Origin of the sequence: Streptomyces sp. NPDC048415 (assembly GCF_040651675.1) — a bacterium.
Classification (GTDB): Bacteria; Actinomycetota; Actinomycetes; order Streptomycetales; family Streptomycetaceae; genus Streptomyces.
In genome coordinates this window covers 65,951-86,370 of sequence record NZ_JBEZKJ010000021.1, presented here as the reverse complement: position 1 = coordinate 86,370, position 20,420 = coordinate 65,951, and the positions used below count along the sequence as shown (strand labels likewise).

Annotated in this window: 18 protein-coding genes; 5 read left to right on the top strand and 13 right to left on the bottom strand. The window is 72.3% G+C overall.

Annotated features, from left to right (window positions below):
• Together AB0D27_RS16735 and AB0D27_RS16730 are read left to right on the top strand one after the other, a co-directional pair.
• Nucleotides 1-876: a helix-turn-helix transcriptional regulator gene (locus AB0D27_RS16735; protein WP_362508386.1), complete on the top strand. Its 876-nt coding sequence runs from the start codon at nucleotides 1-3 to the stop codon at nucleotides 874-876.
• A 41-nt stretch (nucleotides 877-917) separates the two neighbouring features.
• Complete coding sequence (locus AB0D27_RS16730) at nucleotides 918-1,271, top strand: cytidine deaminase (RefSeq protein ID WP_362508383.1); 354 nt, start codon at nucleotides 918-920, stop codon at nucleotides 1,269-1,271.
• A 73-nt stretch (nucleotides 1,272-1,344) separates the two neighbouring features.
• Here AB0D27_RS16730 and AB0D27_RS16725 read toward each other — a convergent pair whose 3' ends face one another.
• Nucleotides 1,345-1,914 (bottom strand): DinB family protein, encoded by a 570-nt coding sequence (locus tag AB0D27_RS16725; RefSeq protein WP_362508380.1) that lies wholly within the window; start codon nucleotides 1,912-1,914, stop codon nucleotides 1,345-1,347.
• Between the two features lie 256 nt (nucleotides 1,915-2,170).
• Here AB0D27_RS16725 and AB0D27_RS16720 point away from each other — a divergent pair, with 256 nt between their 5' ends.
• The gene (locus tag AB0D27_RS16720) at nucleotides 2,171-3,388 is read left to right on the top strand and encodes an MFS transporter (protein ID WP_362508377.1); all 1,218 of its coding nucleotides are present in this window, start codon (nucleotides 2,171-2,173) and stop codon (nucleotides 3,386-3,388) included.
• Nucleotides 3,389-3,391: 3 nt separating this feature from the next.
• Here AB0D27_RS16720 and AB0D27_RS16715 read toward each other — a convergent pair whose 3' ends face one another.
• From AB0D27_RS16715 to hrcA, 10 genes are all read right to left on the bottom strand, one after another.
• Entirely contained in the window at nucleotides 3,392-4,384 is a 993-nt protein-coding gene (locus tag AB0D27_RS16715) for an adenosine deaminase (protein WP_362508374.1), read from the bottom strand.
• A 419-nt stretch (nucleotides 4,385-4,803) separates the two neighbouring features.
• Nucleotides 4,804-5,724, bottom strand: coding sequence for a ribonuclease Z (locus AB0D27_RS16710; protein WP_362508371.1), 921 nt, complete (start codon nucleotides 5,722-5,724; stop codon nucleotides 4,804-4,806).
• Nucleotides 5,725-5,730: 6 nt separating this feature from the next.
• Nucleotides 5,731-6,084 carry a histidine triad nucleotide-binding protein gene (locus tag AB0D27_RS16705; RefSeq protein WP_362508368.1) on the bottom strand — a complete coding sequence of 118 codons (354 nt, stop codon included), beginning with the start codon at nucleotides 6,082-6,084 and terminating at the stop codon, nucleotides 5,731-5,733.
• A 183-nt stretch (nucleotides 6,085-6,267) separates the two neighbouring features.
• Entirely contained in the window at nucleotides 6,268-9,480 is a 3,213-nt protein-coding gene (locus tag AB0D27_RS16700; protein ID WP_362508365.1) for a S41 family peptidase, read from the bottom strand.
• A 73-nt stretch (nucleotides 9,481-9,553) separates the two neighbouring features.
• Entirely contained in the window at nucleotides 9,554-10,093 is a 540-nt protein-coding gene (locus AB0D27_RS16695; protein WP_362508362.1) for a hypothetical protein, read from the bottom strand.
• A 346-nt stretch (nucleotides 10,094-10,439) separates the two neighbouring features.
• Nucleotides 10,440-10,832, bottom strand: coding sequence for a VOC family protein (locus AB0D27_RS16690; protein WP_362508359.1), 393 nt, complete (start codon nucleotides 10,830-10,832; stop codon nucleotides 10,440-10,442).
• Nucleotides 10,833-10,856: 24 nt separating this feature from the next.
• The gene (locus tag AB0D27_RS16685) at nucleotides 10,857-11,606 is read right to left on the bottom strand and encodes a 16S rRNA (uracil(1498)-N(3))-methyltransferase (RefSeq protein ID WP_362508356.1); all 750 of its coding nucleotides are present in this window, start codon (nucleotides 11,604-11,606) and stop codon (nucleotides 10,857-10,859) included.
• Nucleotides 11,603-12,697, bottom strand: coding sequence for a nitronate monooxygenase (locus AB0D27_RS16680; RefSeq protein ID WP_362508353.1), 1,095 nt, complete (start codon nucleotides 12,695-12,697; stop codon nucleotides 11,603-11,605). Before AB0D27_RS16680 ends, AB0D27_RS16685 begins: the two co-directional genes overlap by 4 nt.
• 100 nt (nucleotides 12,698-12,797) lie before the next feature.
• A complete protein-coding gene (gene dnaJ, locus AB0D27_RS16675; RefSeq protein ID WP_362508350.1) occupies nucleotides 12,798-13,934 on the bottom strand; it encodes a molecular chaperone DnaJ in 1,137 nt (378 codons plus the stop codon).
• Nucleotides 13,935-14,951 (bottom strand): heat-inducible transcriptional repressor HrcA, encoded by a 1,017-nt coding sequence (gene hrcA, locus AB0D27_RS16670; RefSeq protein ID WP_362508347.1) that lies wholly within the window; start codon nucleotides 14,949-14,951, stop codon nucleotides 13,935-13,937. It lies immediately after the preceding gene.
• Between the two features lie 180 nt (nucleotides 14,952-15,131).
• Between hrcA and AB0D27_RS16665 the strand changes: the two genes are divergently transcribed.
• Together AB0D27_RS16665 and AB0D27_RS16660 are read left to right on the top strand one after the other, a co-directional pair.
• Nucleotides 15,132-15,869 (top strand): MBL fold metallo-hydrolase, encoded by a 738-nt coding sequence (locus AB0D27_RS16665; RefSeq protein ID WP_362508344.1) that lies wholly within the window; start codon nucleotides 15,132-15,134, stop codon nucleotides 15,867-15,869.
• Between the two features lie 100 nt (nucleotides 15,870-15,969).
• Entirely contained in the window at nucleotides 15,970-16,773 is an 804-nt protein-coding gene (locus AB0D27_RS16660) for a DUF3097 domain-containing protein (protein WP_362508341.1), read from the top strand.
• Between the two features lie 109 nt (nucleotides 16,774-16,882).
• Here the strand turns inward: AB0D27_RS16660 and hemW are convergent, their stop codons facing one another.
• Both hemW and AB0D27_RS16650 read right to left on the bottom strand, forming a co-directional pair.
• A complete protein-coding gene (hemW, locus tag AB0D27_RS16655) occupies nucleotides 16,883-18,115 on the bottom strand; it encodes a radical SAM family heme chaperone HemW (RefSeq protein WP_362508338.1) in 1,233 nt (410 codons plus the stop codon).
• A gap of 225 nt (nucleotides 18,116-18,340) precedes the next feature.
• Nucleotides 18,341-20,380: a SpoIIE family protein phosphatase gene (locus tag AB0D27_RS16650; protein ID WP_362508335.1), complete on the bottom strand. Its 2,040-nt coding sequence runs from the start codon at nucleotides 20,378-20,380 to the stop codon at nucleotides 18,341-18,343.
• Between the last annotated feature and the right edge of the window lie 40 nt (nucleotides 20,381-20,420).

Here is a 20,420-nt window from a genome sequence, read left to right as displayed (position 1 = left end):
GTGACGGAGGACGCGCTCAAGACCCATCGGCGGCGGGAGCTGCGCGAGTTCCTGATGAGCCGCAGGGCGCGGGTGTCACCGGCCCAGGCCGGGCTGCCGGACGGCGGGGCACGCCGCCGCACGCCCGGGTTGCGCCGCGAGGAGGTCGCCGTGCTCGCCGGCGTCGGCGCCTCCTGGTACCAGTGGCTGGAACAGGGGCGGGACATCTCCGTCTCGCCGCAGGTCCTCGACGCGGTCGCCCGCGTACTGCGGCTCAGCAACGCCGAGCGACGCCATCTGTATCTGCTGGCCGGGCTGAATCCACCCGCTCCCGAAGTCGCTCCCGAGGACCGGGACATGTGCGACGGGCTGCGGCGGCTGATCGACACCTGGATGCCCTACCCGGCGCACATCATGGACCGGTACTACAACTGCGTCATGTACAACGACGCCGCGGGGATGGTCCTCGGCATGCGTCCCGAGAACACGCAGAACTGCATCGTCGACTTCTTCACCGACCCGCTCTACCGGGGCCAGTCCCGGACCTGGGAGCGGAACGCGCGCACGGTCGTCGCCCAGTTCCGTGCCTCGTGCTCCGCCGCGCCGGACGACGAGGGCTTCCAGGAGCTGCTGGTCCAACTGAGGGATAAGAGCCCCGAGTTCGCCGAACTGTGGGAGCAGCGGGACATCGAGGACGCCGGGCAGATCCGCAAGGAGCTCGACCATCCACTGGTCGGGCTGCTCGCCGTCGAGTCCACCGCCATGAAGGTGCCGGCGCGGCCCGACCTCACGATCGTGCTGCACACGCCGATGCCGGAGGCGAACACGGCGGCGAAGCTGGAGTGGCTGGCGTCGCCGGAGGGCCGGCGGGGGTCGATGTATCCGGTGGCCGGATAGCCGCCTGAGCCCTCCGGACCGGTTCTTCGTATGCTCAGGACATGACCGACAGCAGCGCGCTTGACGCCGAGGACCGCAAGATCGTCACCCTGGCCCGTTCCGCGCGGGCCCGCAACGGTGTGCCCGAGGGGGCGGCCGTACGCGACGAGACGGGCCGCACGTATGTCGCGGGGACCGTGGATCTGCCCTCTCTGCGGCTGAGCGCCCTGCAGACCGCCGTGGCGATGGCGGTGGCGTCCGGGGCGAAGTCCTTGGAGGCGGCGGCGGTTGTGTCCGAGGCGGATACCGCGTCCGCGGAGGACTTGGCTGCGGTACGGGACCTTGGCGGGGCCGGGACGCCGGTGCTGGTGGCGGGGACTGACGGAACCGTGCGGGCCGTCGTCACCGCGGGCTGAACCAAACGGTCTTCGCCCCCTCCGCCTCTGCCCTTCCCGGCCCGCAGCCCCCTGTCGCGTTCCGCGCTCGTCCTCAGACACCGGACGGGGGGCGGGGCGGATCCTCGCCCACCAGGCCGTCGACGGACTCCCGGATGAGGTCGGCGTGGCCTACGTGTCGGGCGTACTCCTCGATCAGGTCGATGAGGATGCGGCGCAGACTGGGGGCACGGCCGTCGGGCCACTTGCGTCCGGCCAGGCGGTCCAGGCCGCCGTCGGCCAGTGCCTGGGCGACCAGGGAGCGGGAGCGGGCCACGGTGTCCCGCCACAGGGCGAAGACCCGCTCGGGGCTGTCCTCTGCGGCGAGGTGCCAGTCCCCGTCGGGATCGCTGTCCCAGTCCGCCGTGTCGAACGGGGGACTGGGTTCCCGCCCGAACAGCCGCCCCGAGAAGTAGTCGTCCTCGACATGGGCCAGGTGCTTGAGCAACCCGCCCAGGGTGATCGACGAGACGCCGACCGTCGCCCTCAGCCCGGCCGCGTCCAGCCCCCCGCACTTCCACGCCAGGGTCGCCCGCTGCCGCTCCAGCGAGCCGAGCAGGGTGGCTGTTTCGTCCCCCGCGACGGGCGGCTCCGGATGCTGCGCGTGCTCGTCCACGTAGGTCATGGGCGGGGAGTGCAGTAGCGGGCACAGACAACCCGGGAGGGCGCGGAGGACGGTGCCGTTCAGGCTGTGGACCCGGAACAAAGGGACCGCGTTTACCCCGGCATCCCCACCCCAAACCCAACGTGCCCCACATCACACCACCCCACCTTCTTCGGGCGCCCTCCCCCTTGATACAAATTGGCCGCGCGTTCCTGTCCGTCGACAGCCGCCCAACCCCCTTCTTGAGCCGCTTCTTTCGCATGCCCTGGGAACGCCCGTGTCCGCCCGCACCACCCCGCCCTGGCCCCTCGTCGCCCTTTTCACAGCCGGGTATCTCGCCGCGTATCTGCTGCCGACCACCGTCGGAAGGCTGGACGCGGGTCTTCCGCTCTCGGCCACGCAGGCCGGGGCCATCGGCAGCGCGCTGCTGCTGAGTTCGGCGACGGCGGGCTTCCTGCTCGCCTCGCGCGTCGACCGCTTCGGCCCGCGCCGGCTCGCCCGCACGGGCCTGCTCCTCGCCGCGGCCGGCTACGGCACCGCCGCGCTCACCACGACCGTCCCGCTGGTCGTCGCCGGCGCCCTCGTCGGCGGCTTCGGCTCCGGTACGGCCAGCACGGTCGCCGCGGCCGGAATCGCCGGCCGGCGCGACCCCCACCGCACCACCACGCTGGGCCTGCTCGGCGTCTCCGCCCTCGCGGGCGCCCTGTATCTGACGATCCCCCACCTGGGCCCGGCCCACGGCCTCCCGCTCGCCGCGATCGCCGGCACTGCGCTCCTCGTACTGCCCACCACCGGACACCTCCCCGCCCGCACACCCGCACCCCAGGCGCTGCTCACCGCCACCCCGCTCCCCCACCCCCGCTCCGGCCTCCTCCTCGCCGCCGCGATGCTCTTCTGGTCCCTCGCGCAGAACTCCCTGTGGGGCGTCAGCGGCCGGATCGGGGTGACGCAGGCGGGGCTCACCGAGGTGACGGTCGGCGCGGTCTTCGCGGCGGGGCTCGGCGCCGGGCTGCTGGGGGTGATCGGCGCGGGCGCGCTGGGCTCCCGACTCGGCCAGGCACTGCCGATCGGCGCCGGCACAGCGGTGATCGCCGGCTGTATCGCGCTGAGCGCGGCGGCGCACGACCTCCCGTCCTTCGCGACGGGCGAGATCGCCTGGAACACGCTCTACCCGGTCGTGCTCTCGTATGTGATCGGCCTGGCCGCGTCCCTGGACCCGCGCGGCCGGTGGGCGGTCCTCGTCGGCTCCGCCTCCTCGCTCGGCACGGCGTGCGGCCCGCTCACCGGCAGTCTGCTGTCCGCGTGGGCCGGTTACCCGGCGATGGGCACGATCCTGGCACTCGGCCTGCTGCTCGTCACCGTCCCGCTGACGGCCGTGGCACTGCGCCCCCAGCGCACCCAGATCGTGGAAATCCCGCTGGAGGCAGTCCCCGCCCAGCGAACGGCGTACGACACGGCGGCGGCATCCACAGCCCCGGGCCCCGGAACCATCTGACGCCTACTCGAACTCGTACGCCTCGACCTCGGCGAGGTAGCGGGCCCGCCGCTCCTCGTCGTGCTCCAGGAATGCCGCGACGAACGAGTTGCGCGCCAGCTCCCGCAACCGTTCCTGGTCGAGCCCGAGCGCCTCGCGCAGCGCGTGGAAGTTGTCGCCGGCGTACCCGCCGAAGTACGCGGGATCGTCGGAGTTGACCGTGCACAGCAGGCCGGCGTCCAGCATGGCGGGCAGCGGATGCTCCTCGAGGACGTCCACGGCCCGCAGCCGTACGTTCGACAGCGGGCAGAGCGTCAGCGGCACCCGCTCCCTGACCAGCCGCTCGACGAGGTCGGGATCCTCCATGCAGCGCAGCCCATGGTCGACGCGCTCGACACCAAGGACATCAAGGGCCTCGGTGATGTACGCGGGCGGCCCCTCCTCGCCCGCGTGCGCGACACGCCGCAGTCCCAGCCGGGCAGCCGCCTCGTACACCTCACGGAACTTGACCGGCGGGTGCCCCACCTCGGCGGAGTCGAGCCCGACCCCCACGATCCGATCGAGATAGGGCTTAGCGGCCTCCAGCGTCTCCATCGCCGACGCGGCCGACTCGTCCCGCAGAAAACACATGATCAGCGCGGTCGAGACTCCATGCTTGTCCTCACTCCGCCCGAGCGCCCGCCACAGCCCCTCCACGACCGTCCCCATCGCCACCCCCCGCGCGATATGCGCCTGAGGATCGAAGAAGATCTCCGCGTGCCGCACCCCCTGCGCGGCAGCCCGCGCCAGATACGCGTCGGCCAGATCGGCGAAGTCCTGCTCCGTACGCAGCACGGCCATCAGCTCGTAGTACAGATTCAGGAACGACTGAAGATCGTCGAACAGATACGCCTTGCGCAACTCCTCAGTGTCCGCGTACGGCAACGCGACACCATTGCGCGCGGCCAGCGCAAAGGCCAGCTCAGGCTCCAGGGTGCCTTCAATGTGCAGGTGCAGCTCAGCTTTGGGGAGAGACATCAAAGCATCGTACGGTCGCCCCCCGACCACTCCCCCACCGGAGCCGCATCCGCCAGACCACGGAAGGGGCCGTGCCGGTACATCACATGCCCGTCGCTTACGTGGTCACAACACCCTCGAACCATGTCAGCGAAGGGAGGTGCCCAACGGCGACGGGCGGATGTACCGGCACGGCCCCGACCCACTCTCCGACGGCAGGCGCCCCCGGCCTCGGGCACCCGTCCCAGGCACCACCGCGTCAGGCGCCCCCCGGCCTCAGGCACCCGCCCCAGGCACCACCGCGTCAGGTGCCCCCCGGCCTCAGGCACCCGTCCCAGGCACCACCGCGTCAGGCGCCCCCCGGCCCAGGCAATACCCCGGCCCAGGGCCCCCCGCGTCAGGCACCCGCCCCAGGCACCCCGGCCCAGGGGTGCCCCGCGTCAGGCGCCCCCGCCAGAACCCCGCTTGGGCACCGGCACCCGCACCAAGTCATGCGCCACAGTCAGCTCCCCCTCGAACCCGGCCGCCCGAGCCTGCCGCTCGAACTCCTCCGGCTCGGAATACCGCTGACTGAAGTGGGTCAGCACAAGGTGCCGCACACCGGCGTCCCGAGCCACCCGCCCCGCCTGCCCGGCGGTCAAGTGCCCATGATCCTCGGCGAGTCGCAGATCCTCGTCCAGGAACGTCGACTCGATGACCAGCAGATCGCACCCCTCGGCAAGCGCGTACACCCCGTCGCACAACCGGGTATCCATGACGAACGCGAACCGCTGCCCGCGCCGCACCTCACTGACGTCCTCGAGCAAGGCACCCCCCAGCGCACCCTCCCGCTGGATCCGCCCCACGTCCGCCCCCTTGATCCCGCGCTCCGCGAGCCGCTCCCGCAGCATCCGCCGCCCGTCCGGCTCGACCAGCCGGTACCCGAAGGACTCCACAGGGTGGGAGAGGAGGCGCGCCTCCAAGGCGTACGACGGCGTGACGGCGAGCACCCCGTCCGCGTCGACCGGCGCCTCCGTCAGCGCGACGGTCTCGCGATACGCCGTGGCATACCGCAGCCGGTCGAAGAACCGCTGCCCGGAGCGCGGATAGTGCGCGGTCACCTCGTGCGGCACGCGGTCGAGGTTGATGCGCTGGATCACCCCGGCGAGCCCGAGCGAATGGTCCCCGTGGAAGTGGGTGACACAGATCCGGTGCAGGTCGTGCGCGGCGACCCCGGCACGCAGCATCTGCCGCTGCGTGCCCTCACCGGGGTCGAAGAGCAGTCCCTCGCCGTCCCAGCGCAGCAGATATCCGTTGTGGTTGCGGTGCCGGGTCGGGACCTGGCTGGCGGTGCCGAGGACCACCAATTCACGTGCGGACACGGTCGATTACCCCGGCGGCCACTGCATGCCACGGCCGCCCAGGATGTGGGCGTGCGTGTGGTAAACGGTCTGCCCGGCGCCGCTGCCCGTGTTGAACACGATGCGGTAGCTCTCCAGCTTCTCGTCGCCCGCGACCTCGGCGGCCTCGCGCAGTATGTCCGCGGCGATGGTGGGCTCGGCGGCCGCCAGGGTCGCCGCGTCCGGGTAGTGCACCTTGGGGATGACCAGGACGTGGGTGGGCGCCTGAGGGTTTATGTCCCGGAACGCGACGGTCGTGTCGCTCTCCCGGACCACGTCCGCCGGGATCTGCCCCGCGACGATCTTGCAGAACAGGCAGTCGTCCTGCGGCTCTCCCGCCATGCGTGTGCCTCCTCAGGCCGTCTGATCATTACGCCCGCATCGTATCGGCCCCACCGGGCCACCGCCTCGTACCGTCCACCGTCCCCAGGGCCTCACAAGCGGCGGATCACCCGAGCCGCGACAGCCCCGCACGCGCGCACGGCGACTGCCACGGCGCCGCACCCGCCGCCGGCGAGACGAAGATCAAAGCGGCGGCAAAGCGGGCGCAGCCTTCGCCGGGTTCTCCGCGAGCGCGGCCAGCGCGATCCGGATCGCCTCGTCGAGCTGGACGTCACGCCCGGCGGCGTAGTCCTGCGGGGCCTGGACGACCTCGACGTCGGGGTCGACGCCGTGGTTCTCCACGCTCCACTCGTAACCCTCCAGCCAGAAGGCGTACTTGGGCTGGGTGACGAGCGTGCCGTCGACGAGCCGGTAGCGGCTGTCGATGCCGATCACACCGCCCCACGTACGCGTGCCGACGACGGGGCCGATGCCGAGCGCCTTGATCGCCGCGTTGACGATGTCACCGTCGGAGCCGGAGAACTCGTTGGCGACGGCGACGACGGGACCGCGCGGCGCGTCCTCCGGGTAGGAGTACGGGCGCAGGCCGCGCGGCAGGTCCCAGCCCACGATCCGGCGCGCCAGCTTCTCGACGACGAGCTGAGAGGTGTGGCCGCCGCGGTTCTCGCGGACGTCCACGACGAGCCCCTCGCGGGCCACCTCGATCCGCAGATCGCGGTGGAGCTGGGCCCATCCGGAGCCGACCATGTCCGGCACATGCAGATAGCCGAGGCGACCCCCGGACTTCTCGTGGACGTAGGCACGCCGGTCCGCGACCCACGCGTGGTAGCGCAGCGGTTCCTCGTCGGCGAGCGGGACCACCACCGCGTGACGCGGATCGCCGCCCCCCGAGGGCGAGATGGTCAGCTCCACCGGCTTGCCCGCCGTGCCGACGAGCAGCGGCCCCGGCCCCGCCACCGGGTCGACCGGCTGCCCGGAGACCGCGACGATCGCGTCCCCGGCCCGCACCGCGACCCCGGGCGCCGCGAGCGGCGCCCGCGCCTCCGGGTCGGAGGTCTCCGAGGGAAGGATCCGGTCGATACGCCAACTGCCGTCCTCATGACGGGAGATGTCGGCCCCGAGCAGTCCCTGCGCCCGTTCCCCGCTGCCCCACCCGCCGCGCGGAGTGACGTACGCATGGGACGTCCCCAGTTCACCCTGCACTTCCCACAGCAGATCCACCAGGTCGTCGTGCGTGGCGACCCGCTCCAGCACCGGCCGGTAGCGATCGAGAACCCCCTCCCAGTCGACCCCACCCAGATCGGGCCGCCAGAAGTTGTCCCGCATGAGCCGGCCCGTCTCGTCGTACATCTGACGCCATTCGGCGGCCGGATCGACGGTCTGCCGCACTCTCGACAGGTCGACGGTGATGTTCGTGTCGCTCTCGTCGTCGTTCGAGGCGCGCCGGTCGCTGGGGACGACCTTGAGCTTGCCGTCGGTCCACAGCAGGACCCGTTTGCCGTCTCCGCTGACGGTGAAGTGGTCGGCGTCGGCGGCGAGGTGCTCGATGCGCCGCTGGGCGAGGTCGTACCGCTCCAGTTCGGTCTTCGGGTCCGGGTCGTCCGGGGTGGCACGGGAGGCGCCGAGCACGCCGATGACCGGGTGCCGCAGCCACAGCAGCCCGTCCTTGGCGGCCCGCAGCGTGGAGTAGCGGGCGGCCTCGACGGGGAACGGCACGATCCGGTCGGCGAGTCCGTCGAGGTCGATGCGGGTGGTGGGCGCGCCCTCGCTGTCAGGCGTCTCGTCCTTGTCCGGTGCCTCGAAGGGTCGGCCGTGGCGCTGCGGTCCGAAGGGGGACGGCGTGGTCGCGGCCAGGGTGATCAGATACGGCCGTGAGCCGCCGACGAACGCCAGGTCGAAGACGTGCTCGTCGTAGACGGGGTCGAAGGCGCGCGCCGACAGGAAGGCGAGGTGCTTGCCGTCGAGCGTGAACGCGGGCGCGTAGTCCCGAAAGCGGAGCGGAGTCGCCTCCGTCACCGACAGGTCCGCGGTGTTGGCGAGCTTGAGCTGGCGCAGCGGGCGGGGCCCGGGATGCGACCAGGCGAGCCAGGCCGAGTCGGGCGAGAAGACCAGGCCGGTGACCTCGCCGTCCTCACCCCGGTCGACCTCGCGCACCTCGCCGCTCTCCCGCTCGACGAGCAGAACGCGTCCGTCGTGCGAGGCGACGGCGGCGCGACTCCCGTCGGGTGCCATCGCGAGCCCGAGGACGCGCCCGAGCTGCCCGGCGGCGAGCCTGCGGGGCGTGGCTCCCGGCGCGACTCCCGTCGCCGGGGCGAACTCCAGGGCGTCGTCGCCCTCCGCGTCCGTCACCCACACGACGTGCTCCTCGCCCTCCGCCCGGAAGGTGTGGGGCAGCCGGGCGCGTACGCCGTGCCGCGCGGCGAGGGCGCGGGCCGGGCCCGAGCGGTGGGTGACCCAGTGGACGGCGCCGCGCACGGAGATCGCGCTGCCGCGTCCGGTGTGGTCGGGCGCGCCGGCCGAGAACCAGCGCGACGCGCTCACGGGGTGCGGCTGCTGGTCGACGCGCTGTCCGCCGAGCCGGATGTCCAGCCGGCGCGGCTCGGCGCCCTCCAGGTCGTCGAGGAGCCATAGTTCACCGGCGGACGCGTAGACGACGCGGGTGCCGTCGGTGGCAGCGTGCCGGGCGTAGAACCCGTCGGCCGCCGTGTGCCGCCGCAGATCGGATCCGTCGGCGAGGGAGGAGTACAGCGCCCCGACCCCCTCGTGATCCGACAGGAAGGCGATGCGCTCTCCCACCCAGAAGGGGTACTCGAGATTCCCGTCCAGCTCTTCATGCAGCCGTACGAACTCCCCGCCCCCCTCCGTGTCGATCCACAGCTTGCCCGCCGTACCGCCCCGGTACCGCTTCCACCAGGCGGCCTCGCGTCCCATGGGAGCGGACAGCAGGACGACACCGGGGCCGCCGTGGGCGACATCGCCGACAGGTCCGTACGCAAGCATCGTCGCGGGGCCGCCGTCGAGCGGGACGGCCCGCGCCCAGCTGCGCCGCAGGCTCGCCTGCCCCTGAGTGCTCAGCGCGAGCACCTGTCCTTCGGGGGTCCAGCCGCGCACCTGGGTCCGCGAACTCCCCCAGTACGTCAGCCGTTTGGACGGTCCGCCCGCCAGGGAGGCGGCATGCACCTCGGGTGCCCCGTCGCGCGTCGACGTCCAGGCGACGGTCGTGCCGTCCGGGGAGATGCGCGGATGGTTCACCGGTACGTTGTCGGCGCTGACCCGCCAGGCCCGGCCGCCGCCGTCGAGGGGGGCGGCCCAGATGTCGTCCTCGGCCGTGAAGACGGCCAACTCGCCGTGCAGGTGCGGAAACCGGAGATACGCGGAGGGTGCGGACTCTGTCACCCGATCACCCTATGCAGCGCAAGCGCCCCCCGACAGTGGTTCGGATCACTTGATCCGCGTCCGGCCGGGCAGGTCACTTGCCCTGCGCGGGCCAGCAGGTCGGGTCGCCCTTGCACCACATGGTCTGGGTCACGGTGACCGTGACGGTGGGGTTGGGGCCGCCGTTCGTGGGGTTGAACGTGACGGGCGGGGTGGGGGCGTTGGTGGCGTCGCAGTTCCCCAGTCCGTTCACGTGGAACCACTCCTTGCCACCGACCGTGGCCACGAGGTTCCCGCGCACACAGGCGCCGTCGACGGCGCGGGTGACCTTGCCCTTGACGGTGATGTCCCGTCCGTCGTCCGTCTGGCCCTGGCAGTCGACGGAGGCGACGGTGTTCTCGGTCGCGGAGGTTGCCTTGCCGGGGGTGTAGGCCTTGTTGGCACTGCCGTAGGAGGCCGTGCAGCTGAGCCAGCGCACGTTCACGTGCTGCCGCTGGAGTTCCTTGGTCGCGGTCCGGTCGGTCGTGTAGGCCACCGCGGCGGAACTCAGCCCGTCCCCCGGCTGACACGCCGCCACCCCGAACACACCGGCGGCCGCGATCCCCACACCCACCAGCACCCGTCTGCGCCCCATCCGGCGCCGAATACGCCTCAAAGCCCCCATGGACGGCAGCGTGCCACTCTCCCGCCGGACGCGGTAGACCGCATGCGGCCAGGATGCCCACGACCACCCGAACGAGGTTTTCACCTTGGTCGCTCCGCCCCCAAACCCCCGCTCCTCAAACGCCGGAGGGGCTGATTTCAGCCCGTCGTGGGGGTCCCCCCGCTCGAGCGAAGCCGAGAGTGGGGGAGTTTGAGGACGAGCGCGAAGCGCGATACGGGGGTCTGGGGGCGGAGCCCCCGGGTACGGTGGGGGTCCCCCCGCTCGAGCGAAGCCGAGAGTGGGGGAGGGTAGGGGCTCAGGGGGCGAAACCCGCTCGTCAGCCGCGCAGCAGCAGCCACTCCTGGAGTTCCACCAGGTTCCCCTCCGGGTCCTTGAGGTAGGCGACCCGCATGCGGTCGGTCAGCGGCGCCGGGCCGTGGAGCAGCACCGCGCCCCGCGAGACGACCTGCGAGCAGTACGCGTCGAGGTCGTCCACCCGCAGCACCACCAGCGAACGATGCCCCGTCGCCAAGTCCCCCAGCTCCCCCAGGACTTGGGCCATCATCGCCCGGTCCTGCAGGGCGATGCCCGCCGACCCGACGGAAGGGCTGAACTTCTCGTACGGCCCCTGCGTCGCCCCCGACTGCGGCTTGAGCCCGAGAACTTCGGCGTAGAACCGGTAACACGCGGCGAAGTCGGAGACGAGCAGCCGTACTTGCGCGAGTTCCAAGGCATCCCCCGTGAATGAGTGAGGTCAGGACCAGCGACCCGTACGGGCCAGCAGCAGCGCCGCCGCCACGGTCCCGGCGGTCGAAGTACGCAGCACCGTACGCCCCAGATGAAACGTCCTCGCGCCCGCCCCGGTGAACAGCCCGACCTCCTCGGGGGAGATCCCGCCCTCGGGCCCGACCACCAGCACGATCTCCCCGGAGGAGGGGAGTTCGGTCGTCGCGAACGGCTCGGTCCCCAGCTGCGTGTCCTCGTGCAGCACAGCCGCCAGATCGGCTTTGGCGAGAAGTGCGGCAACCTGCTTGGTCGTCATCGCGTCCGCGACCTCGGGGAAGCGGACGCGCCGGGACTGTTTGCCGGCTTCCCGGGCCGTCGCGCGCCACTTGGCGAGCGCCTTCAGTCCCCGGTCGCCCTTCCACTGCGTGATGCAGCGGGAGGCGGCCCAGGGGACGATCGCGTCCACGCCGGTCTCCGTCATGGTCTCGACAGCGAGTTCGCCGCGGTCGCCCTTGGGAAGGGCCTGGACGACGGTGATGCGGGGCTCCTCGGCAGGCTCCTCGGCGACCGAGTCCATCTGGACGATCAGCCGGTCCTTGCCCTCGGTGCCGAGCACCACGCAGTCCGCCCAGCGTCCGGCCCCATCGGTGAGGATGACGTCCTCACCGGGCCGCAGCCGCTTCACGGAGACGGCGTGCCGTCCCTCGGGGCCGTCGAGGACGTAGCGTCCGCCGCCGCCCGCGTGGAAGTGCTCGACCACGAACACCGGCGCGGTCATCGGCCCGCACCCCCTTCCGGAGACACCTCGGACGCCGACAACGCTGTCCTGGCGGCGGCGAGTTCGGCGCTCAGCACCTCCACGAGCTGCCCCGCGGGCAGTTCGCGCGCCATGCGGTGGCCCTGGCCCGCCCACAGCGCCATGCCCTGCGCGTCGCCCGCCTTGGCGGCCGCCTTGCGCAGCGGGGAGGTGAGGTGGTGGATCTCGGGGTACGCGGCGGGCGCGTACGGGCCGTGCTCACGCATGAAGCGGTTGACCAGGCCGCGCGCCGGGCGCCCGGAGAACGCGCGCGTCAACTCAGTGCGTACGAAGAGGGGGTTGGTCAGCGCCTGCTTGTGCACGGCGTTGGCGCCGGACTCGGGGGTGGCGAGGAACGCGGTGCCGAGCTGGGCCGCGCTCGCGCCCGCGGCGAGGACGGCGGCGATCTGGCTGCCGCGCATGATGCCGCCGGCCGCGACGATCGGGATCTGCACGGTCTCGCGGACCTGTGCGACCAGCGAGAGCAGTCCGATGCCGGTGCCGTCCGTCTCGGGGTTGTCGCGATGGGTGCCCTGGTGGCCGCCTGCCTCGACGCCCTGCGCGATCACCGCGGCGGCGCCCGCCCGCTGCACCGCGAGGGCCTCCTCGGCCGTGGTCGCGGTGACCAGGGTGAGGGTGCCGGCGCGGGCGAGGGAGTCCAGGACGTCGCGGGTGGGGCAGCCGAAGTGGAAGGAGACCACCGGTACCGGGTTGTCGAGGAGTACGGCCAGCTTGGCGTCGTAGCCGTCGTCCCGGCCGCTGTCGGGGTCGCCGAGCTCCGTCTCGTGCCAGGCGGCCTCGCCGGCGAGCTGGTTGGCGTACACCTCGACGGCTGCGGGCTCCGCGTACTCGGGCTGCGGCATGAACAGATTGACCCCGAAGGGGCGGCCGGTGAGCCCGCGCAGCTGTTTGATCTCCTGGTACATGCCGTCGGCGGTCTTGTACCCGGCGGCCAGGAACCCGAGCCCGCCGGCCTCGGACACGGCGGCCGCGAGCCGCGGCACGGAGACGCCGCCCGCCATGGGGGCCTGCACGATCGGGTGAGGGAAGAGATCGGTCAGTGCGGAGGACATGACGGCATGTTGTCACGTCCTCCGTACAAGTCCGAATCCGGCCTTCCGCCTGGCATACGCCACCGGGATGGGCGGTGGCGGAGGGGGCGAAAACACCCCGTCAGCGGCCGTTGAACGCGTCCTTCAAGCGGGAGAACAGCCCCTGCTGTCCCGGCTGGAACTGCCCGGTGGGGCGTTCCTCGCCGCGCAGCACGGCCAGCTCGCGCAGCAGCCGCTCCTGCTCGGGGTCGAGCTTGGTCGGGGTCATGACCTCGACGTGCACGATGAGGTCACCCCGGCCACCGCCCCGCAGATGCGTGACGCCACGCCCGTGCAGCGGGATCGACTGCCCGGACTGCGTGCCCGGACGGATGTCGACCTCCTCCAGACCGTCGAGCGTCTCCAGCGGCACCTTGGTGCCGAGGGTCGCCGCGGTCATCGGAATGGTGACCGTGCAGTGCAGGTCGTCGCCACGCCGCTGGAACACGGCGTGCGGCAGCTCGTGGATCTCCACGTACAGGTCACCGGCGGGGCCGCCACCGGGGCCGACCTCACCCTCGCCCGCGAGCTGGATCCGCGTGCCGTTGTCGACACCGGCCGGGATCTTCACCGTCAGGGTGCGACGGGAGCGGACCCGGCCGTCGCCCGCGCACTCCGGGCACGGGGTCGGGACGACGGTGCCGAAGCCCTGGCACTGCGGGCAGGGACGGGAGGTCATGACCTGGCCCAGGAAGGACCGGGTGACCTGCGACACCTCACCGCGACCGCGGCACATGTCACATGTCTGGGCCGACGTGCCCGGCGCCGCGCCCTCACCGTTGCAGGTGGCGCAGACGACGGCCGTGTCGACCTGGATGTCCTTCGTGGTTCCGAAGGCAGCCTCGTCCAGCTCGATCTCCAGCCGGATCATGGCGTCCTGGCCGCGCCGCGTACGCGAGCGGGGCCCGCGCTGCGACGCCGTACCGAAGAAGGCGTCCATGATGTCCGAGAAGTTTCCGAAGCCGCCCGCGCCGAAGCCGCCCGCGCCCGCGCCGCCCGACTGGGACAGCGGGTCGCCGCCGAGGTCGTAGACCTGCTTCTTCTGCGGGTCCGACAACACCTCGTAGGCGGCGTTGATCTCCTTGAAGCGCTCCTGCGTCTTCGGATCGGGATTGACGTCCGGATGCAGCTCGCGCGCGAGCCTCCGGAACGCCTTCTTGATCTCGTCCTGGGACGCGTCGCGGCGCACGCCGAGTACGGCGTAGTAGTCCGTGGCCACTTAGGACTCCGCCAGGATCTGTCCGACGTACCGTGCCACCGCTCGTACCGCTCCCATCGTTCCCGGGTAATCCATGCGCGTGGGTCCGACCACGCCGAGTTTCGCTACTGCTTCGACGCCCGAACCGTAGCCGACCGAGACCACGGACGTGGAGTTGAGTCCCTCATACGCGTTCTCGTGCCCGATTCGCACGGTCATGCTCGAATCTCCGGCCTCCCCCAGCAGCTTGAGGAGCACGACCTGCTCCTCCAGTGCTTCGAGCACCGGCCGGATAGTGAGAGGGAAGTCATGTCCGAAGCGGGTGAGATTGGCGGTGCCGCCGATCATCAGCCGCTCCTCGGTCTCCTCGACGAGCGTCTCCAGCAGGGTGGAGAGCACCGTCGAGACCGTACCCCGGTCCTCCGCCTCGAAGGCGTCGGAGAGGTCCTGCACCAGCTGCGGGACGTCCGCGAAACGGCGGCCCGCGACCCGGCTGTTGAGCCGGGCCCGCAGATCCGCGAGCGACGTCTCGCCGAACGGCGCCGGGCAGTCGATCATGCGCTGCTCGACCCGGCCGGTGTCCGTGATCAGCACGAGCATCACGCGCGCGGGGGCGAGCGACAGCAACTCCACATGCCGCACCGTCGAGCGGGTCAGCGAGGGGTACTGCACGACAGCGACCTGCCGCGTCAGCTGCGCGAGCAGCCGGACCGTCCGCCCCACGACGTCGTCGAGGTCGACGGCGCCGTCGAGGAAGTTCTGGATCGCCCGCCGCTCGGGCGCGGTCATCGGCTTGACGCCCGCGAGCTTGTCGACGAAGAGCCGGTAGCCCTTGTCGGTGGGGATGCGCCCGGCGCTGGTGTGCGGCTGGGCGATGTAGCCCTCGTCCTCCAGCACCGCCATGTCGTTGCGCACGGTCGCCGGTGAGACGCCGAGCCGGTGCCGCTCGGTGAGCGCCTTGGAACCGACCGGCTCCTCGGTGCCCACGTAGTCCTGGACGATGGCACGCAGCACCTCGAGCCTGCGTTCACTGAGCATCGCGCGCACCTCCAGAAGTCAGCGTCGTGGTCTTCATGGCCTTCGGCCTGGCACTCAGCGGGCGCGAGTGCCAGCGTCCCCCGGCCCAGTGTACGGCGGTGAGGTACGGCCCCGGCAAGGGCGGGCAGGCAGCAGCCTGCGAAGTCGTGCCGACGACGCCCTCGCCGCTAGCGTCTCCGTATGAGGGTCACTTGGGAAGAGCTGGGGTGGGAAAGACTGGCGCCCCGGGTCGGACGGCGCCGGCTTCCGGTCTGGGACTGCACGGCCGGGCTCGTGGTCGGGGAGGGCGCGGCGCTGATGATCGACGCGGGCTCGAGCCTCGCGGAGGGCGCGCGGCTGCGCTCCGAGGCGCGGCGGCTGCTCGGCGAGGACCGCAGAGTGACGCACCTCGCACTCACCCACCCCCACTTCGACCATGTCTTCGGCGCGGCGGCGTTCGCGGGCGTGGAGGTGTTCGGGGCGGTCGGCCTGGACGCGGTCCTGGCGCACGAGCGCGAGGAGCTGCGTGCGGACGCCGTACGCAACGGTCTCGACCAGGACGCGGCGGCCGAGGCGGCTGATCTCCTGGTCCTTCCCCGCCACTCCGTGTCCGGCGAGTGGACGCTCGACCTGGGCGGCGGCGTACAGGTCCTGCTGGCGAACGTCGGCCCCGGCCACACGGGCCATGACCTGGTGGTCCTGGTCCCCGGCCCGCCCGGCTCACCGGAGACCGTCTTCTGCGGCGACCTGGTGGAGGAGTCCGGCGAACCTCAGGCGGGCCCCGACGCGATCCCCTCGCACTGGCCGGCTGCCCTGGACCGGCTGCTCGACCTGGGCGGTCAGGACGCGGTGTACGTGCCCGGTCACGGGGCGGCGGTGAACGCGGCGTTCGTCCGCGCCCAGCGGGACGCGCTGGCGGCTCGCTTCGGGGTGGCGTAGAAGGTCGTACGGTCTGGCGACGGCACGGGGCGGAAGATCGTACGGCGTGTCAGAGGAGGTCGCGGGACACGGCGGCCGGACTTCTCCTATCGTCATCCGAATGCGCCAGTACTCGCCGGATCTGACCCCGCCGTGGAAGAAGCCCAAGGCCGTGCCGGAGGTGCCCGCGGACCCCGGTCTGGTGGTCGAGGAGCCCGGCACCGGCTTCTGCGGCGCGGTGATCCGCTGCGAGGCGGGCACGGTGACGCTGGAGGACCGCTTCGGCAAGCACCGGGTGTTCCCGCTGGAGCCACGCGGTTTCCTGCTGGAGGGCAAGGTGGTCACGCTGGTGCGTCCGGCCGCCGGTCCGGTACGTCCCACCCGTACGGCGTCGGGCTCGGTGGCGGTCCCCGGTGCGCGCGCCCGGGTCGCGCGGGCCGGGCGCATCTACGTGGAGGGCCGCCACGACGCCGAACTCGTCGAACGCGTCTGGGGCGACGATCTGCGCGTCGAGGGCGTCGTCGTGGAGTACTTGGAGGGCATCGACGACCTGCCCGCGATCGTCGCGGACTTCGCGCCGGGGCCGGACGCCCGCCTCGGCGTCCTGGTCGACCACCTCGTCCCCGGCACGAAGGAGTCCCGGATCGCCGCCTCGGTCACGAGCGACCACGCCCTGGTCGTCGGCCACCCGTACATCGACGTCTGGGAGGCAGTGAAACCGTCCTCCGTAGGCATCCCGGCGTGGCCCCGCGTCCCCCACGGCCAGGACTGGAAAACGGGCGTCTGCCGGTCCCTGCGCTGGCCGGAAAACACCGGCGCCGCCTGGCAGCACATCCTCTCCCGCGTCCACTCCTACAAGGACCTGGAACCGGAACTCCTGGGCCGGGTTGAGGAGCTGATCGACTTCGTCACGGCGCCGGGCTGAGGGAGATTTTCAGCCCGTCCGGCGTTTGAGGACGAGCGCGAAGCGCGACAAGGGGGGCCGGAGCCCCCCAGGTACGGGACGGGTAGGGGCGGAGGGGGCGAGAAGACCCTCAGTCCACCAGGTCCCGGACCACCGCGTCCGCGAGCAGTCGCCCCCGGAGGGTGAGAACGGCGCGGCCCGCCTCGTACGGGGCGGGGTCGAGGAGGCCGTCGGACAGGGCGCGGCGGGAGGCGGCGAGGCCGTCCGGGCGGAGCAGGGACAGGGGGCAGCCCTCCAGGAGCCGCAGCTCGAGGAGGATGCGTTCCACGCGGCGGTCCTCCTCGGAGAGGAGCTCGCGCCCGGCCCCCGGGGAACGGCCGGAGGCCAGCGCGCCCGCATACGCCCCCGGATGCTTCACGTTCCACCAGCGGACGCCGCCGACGTGACTGTGCGCACCGGGACCCGCGCCCCACCAGTCGGCGCCGCGCCAGTACAGCTCGTTGTGCAGGCAGCGGCCGGCGTCCGAGGCGGCCCAGTTGGAGACCTCGTACCAGTCGAACCCCGCCGCCGAGAGGATCTCGTCGGCGATCAGGTACCGGTCCGCGTGGACGTCGTCGTCCGTCATCGGGACCTCGCCGCGCCGGATGCGGCGGGCCAGCTGCGTGCCCTCCTCGACGATGAGGGCGTACGCGGAGATGTGGTCGGGCCCGGCGCCGAGCGCGGCGGCGAGCGAGGCGCGCCAGTCCTCGTCCGACTCCCCCGGCGTGCCGTAGATCAGGTCCAGGTTCACATGCTCGAAGCCCGCCGCCCGCGCCTCGGCGACACAGGCCTCGGGGCGGCCGGGGGTGTGCGTGCGGTCGAGCACCTTCAGTACGTGCTGCCGGGCGCTCTGCATGCCGAAGGAGATCCGGTTGAAGCCCCCGGCGCGCAGCGTCGCCAGATACGCCGGGTCCACCGACTCCGGGTTCGCCTCCGTCGTGATCTCGGCGTCGTCCGCGAGCCCGAACTCCTCGCGGATCGCCCCCAGCATCCGTACGAGATCGTCGGCGGCCAGCAGGGTCGGCGTGCCGCCGCCGACGAAGACCGTGCGGACGGGGCGGGGGTCGTCGCCGAGCACCTTGCGGGCCAGGCGGACCTCGTCGATCAGGGTCGACGCGTAGTTGTCCCGGGAGGCGAGCACGCCTCCGGTGCCCCGCAGCTCGGTCGCCGTGTAGGTGTTGAAGTCGCAGTAGCCGCAGCGGGTCGCGCAGTACGGCACGTGGAGGTAGAAGCCGAGCGGACGCTGCGCCGCCCCGGCCAGGGCGTGCGCGGGCAGCGCCCCGTCGTCGGGGACGGGCTCACCGTCGGGGAGTGCGGAAGGCATGCGTTCCATTGTCCAGCACTGGGGGGTGTGCGTGTTTCCCTCCGCAGGGCACGCGCGCGTGCGGGCGGACAGCGCCCTGTATACGGGGCACGCGCGCGTGCGGGCGGACCGCGCCCTGTTTACCGGGCACGCGCGCCCGGTAGGCAGACGCCGCCCCTGTACCGGGCACGCACGCGTGCCGTACGCCGGGGTGGCCTCCTCCGTCCGTACGAGCACCCGCGCCGCCTACTCCGCCTGCAGCACCAGTAACGCCATGTCGTCCTCCGGCGGCCTCGCGCCGAACTCGTGCACCAGTCTGCGGATCCGTTCGGCGATCAGCTCGGCGCTCAGGCCGACGCAGCCCGCGAGGGCCTGTGCGAGGCCGTCGCCGTCGTCGAACTGGTGCGGCCCGCTGCGCCGCTCCGTCACCCCGTCCGTGACGCAGAGCACGGTGTCACCGGAGTGCAGCTCGAAGGTCTCGGAGGTGTAGTCGGCGTCCTCGAAGACGCCGAGGAGGGTCTGCGGCCGCGCCACCTCCCGTACGTCGCCGCCGGGGCCCAGCAGCAGCGGCAGCGGGTGCCCGGCGGAGGCCAGGGTGCAGCGCACACCACCGTCGAAGGGGACCAGCTCGCCGTACAGCATGGACAGGAAGCGCGTCTGCGGACCGGGGTCCGTGCCGAGCCCGGGTCCGCCCGCCGCCACGAGCGCGCGGGCCGCCGCGTCCGCGGCCTCCGTCGCGTCGTCCAGCAGGAGCTGATTGAGGCGGTCGAGGACATCCGCGACCTCGTAGCCCTCACGGGCCAGCAGCCGCAGCCAGGGCCGGGCGAGGCCGATCAGCACGGCGGCCTCGGGCCCCTTGCCCTGGACGTCGCCCACGGCGAAGCACCAGCGTCCGTCGCCGGCCGGGAACAGGTCGTAGAAGTCGCCGCTGGGGCCGCCCTTGTCGAGCGGCTCGTAGACGAGGGCGCTGCGCACGCCGGGGATTTCGGCGACCGCGCCGGGCAGCAGCCCGCGCTGCAGGACCCGGCTGATCGTGGCCTGCCGCGCGTACTGGCGGGCCGCGCCGATGGCGAGGGCGATACGGCGGCTGAGGTCCTCGACGAGCCCGGTGATCTCGTCGGGGAAGCCGGGCGTCCCGGCCCGCCCGATGACGAGCGTGCCCAGCGGCCGTCCGCCCGCGATCAGCCGGTACGCGAGCGCCGCCCCGCTCGCCACGCGGGCGCCCAGCGCCTCACCGGGCCAGGGCACGGGCACGGCCCGCGAGCGCACCGAGTCGGGAAGGCGCGGTGGGTCCTTCTCCAGGGCGCGGCGCAGGTCCTCGATGTGGTTCTCACTGCCGTGCCAGACGCGGGCGAGGCGGGGTCCGAGCGCGAGGCCGAGACCGCCGGCCCGGTCGGTGGCCTCGTCCTCCAGCCACACCGCGCACCAGTCGGCGAGGCGCGGCACGAGCAGTTGCCCGGCGAGCGAGGCGACGATCTCCTCGTCGAGCTGTCCGGCGAGCAGGTCCGAGGCCTCGGCGAGGAAGGAGAGGGCGCCCCGGTTGAGCCAGTCCTGGTCCTGCTGGGCGCTCCGTCTCGGCTCGGGCCCGGGTATCTCGGTGGCGAGCGGCGTGCCGGCCCACGGCCCGTGCCCGAGGGCATGCTCATCGGCGTACGCCTCGCTGTCCTGCACCTTCTGCTCGATGTCCGGCGCGTTCCTGATGTCGGATAACGAGCCACCTTCCGAAACACCGGCTTCCGAGCCGCCGCCTTCCGAGATGCCGTCTCCCACCCCGGCCCCGCCGACCGGCAGCCGCGCCCAGATCGTCTTGACGCCCGGCCGGTAGGTGATCCCCCAGGCCTCGGACAGCGCGGAGACGAGTCGCAGGCCGCGACCGTACTCCGGTGTGCCATAGGGGCGTTCGGCGCCCTCGTCACGTACTCCGCGGGCGGGGTGGTGGTCGGAGACCTCGACGACCAGCGGGCCCGGCGCCCCGTCGGCGGGACTTTCTAGACGGCACAGCAATTCGACGTCGGTGCCCGCGTGGACGACGGCGTTGGTGACGAGTTCGCTGACCACCACGAGGGCGTCGTGGGTCAGGCGGTCGTGGAGGATCTCGGCGGCGGGCAGGGTGGCGAGTGCGGTCCATTCGGCGAGCGCGCCGCGCACGAACCGGCGGGCGGCTCCGGGTGCGAGCGGGGTGCCCGGCAGCGAGGTGCGGGCCACGCGGTCCTGGCCGGCGCGGTGGTGCGCAGGCATATCGGGGGCGCGCGGCATGGACTCCCGTTGCGTCGGAATGGCCCCCACTGTGCGGCTCCCTGAGCAGTTCGGACGAATAGACCTCAGC

Bases quoted from the DNA above. Each gene is read 5' to 3' on its own strand.
- AB0D27_RS16695 (WP_362508362.1), bottom strand. From the start codon at position 10,093: ATGGGGCGCAGACGGGTGCTGGTGGGTGTGGGGATCGCGGCCGCCGGT.
- hemW (WP_362508338.1), bottom strand. From the start codon at position 18,115: ATGCCTTCCGCACTCCCCGACGGTGAGCCCGTCCCCGACGACGGGGCG.
- AB0D27_RS16680 (WP_362508353.1), bottom strand. From the start codon at position 12,697: ATGTCCTCCGCACTGACCGATCTCTTCCCTCACCCGATCGTGCAGGCC.
- AB0D27_RS16705 (WP_362508368.1), bottom strand. From the start codon at position 6,084: ATGGCGGGAGAGCCGCAGGACGACTGCCTGTTCTGCAAGATCGTCGCG.
- AB0D27_RS16660 (WP_362508341.1), top strand. From the start codon at position 15,970: ATGCGCCAGTACTCGCCGGATCTGACCCCGCCGTGGAAGAAGCCCAAG.
- AB0D27_RS16685 (WP_362508356.1), bottom strand. From the start codon at position 11,606: ATGACCGCGCCGGTGTTCGTGGTCGAGCACTTCCACGCGGGCGGCGGC.
- hrcA (WP_362508347.1), bottom strand. From the start codon at position 14,951: ATGCTCAGTGAACGCAGGCTCGAGGTGCTGCGTGCCATCGTCCAGGAC.
- AB0D27_RS16715 (WP_362508374.1), bottom strand. From the start codon at position 4,384: ATGTCTCTCCCCAAAGCTGAGCTGCACCTGCACATTGAAGGCACCCTG.
- AB0D27_RS16725 (WP_362508380.1), bottom strand. From the start codon at position 1,914: ATGACCTACGTGGACGAGCACGCGCAGCATCCGGAGCCGCCCGTCGCG.
- AB0D27_RS16730 (WP_362508383.1), top strand. From the start codon at position 918: ATGACCGACAGCAGCGCGCTTGACGCCGAGGACCGCAAGATCGTCACC.
- AB0D27_RS16665 (WP_362508344.1), top strand. From the start codon at position 15,132: ATGAGGGTCACTTGGGAAGAGCTGGGGTGGGAAAGACTGGCGCCCCGG.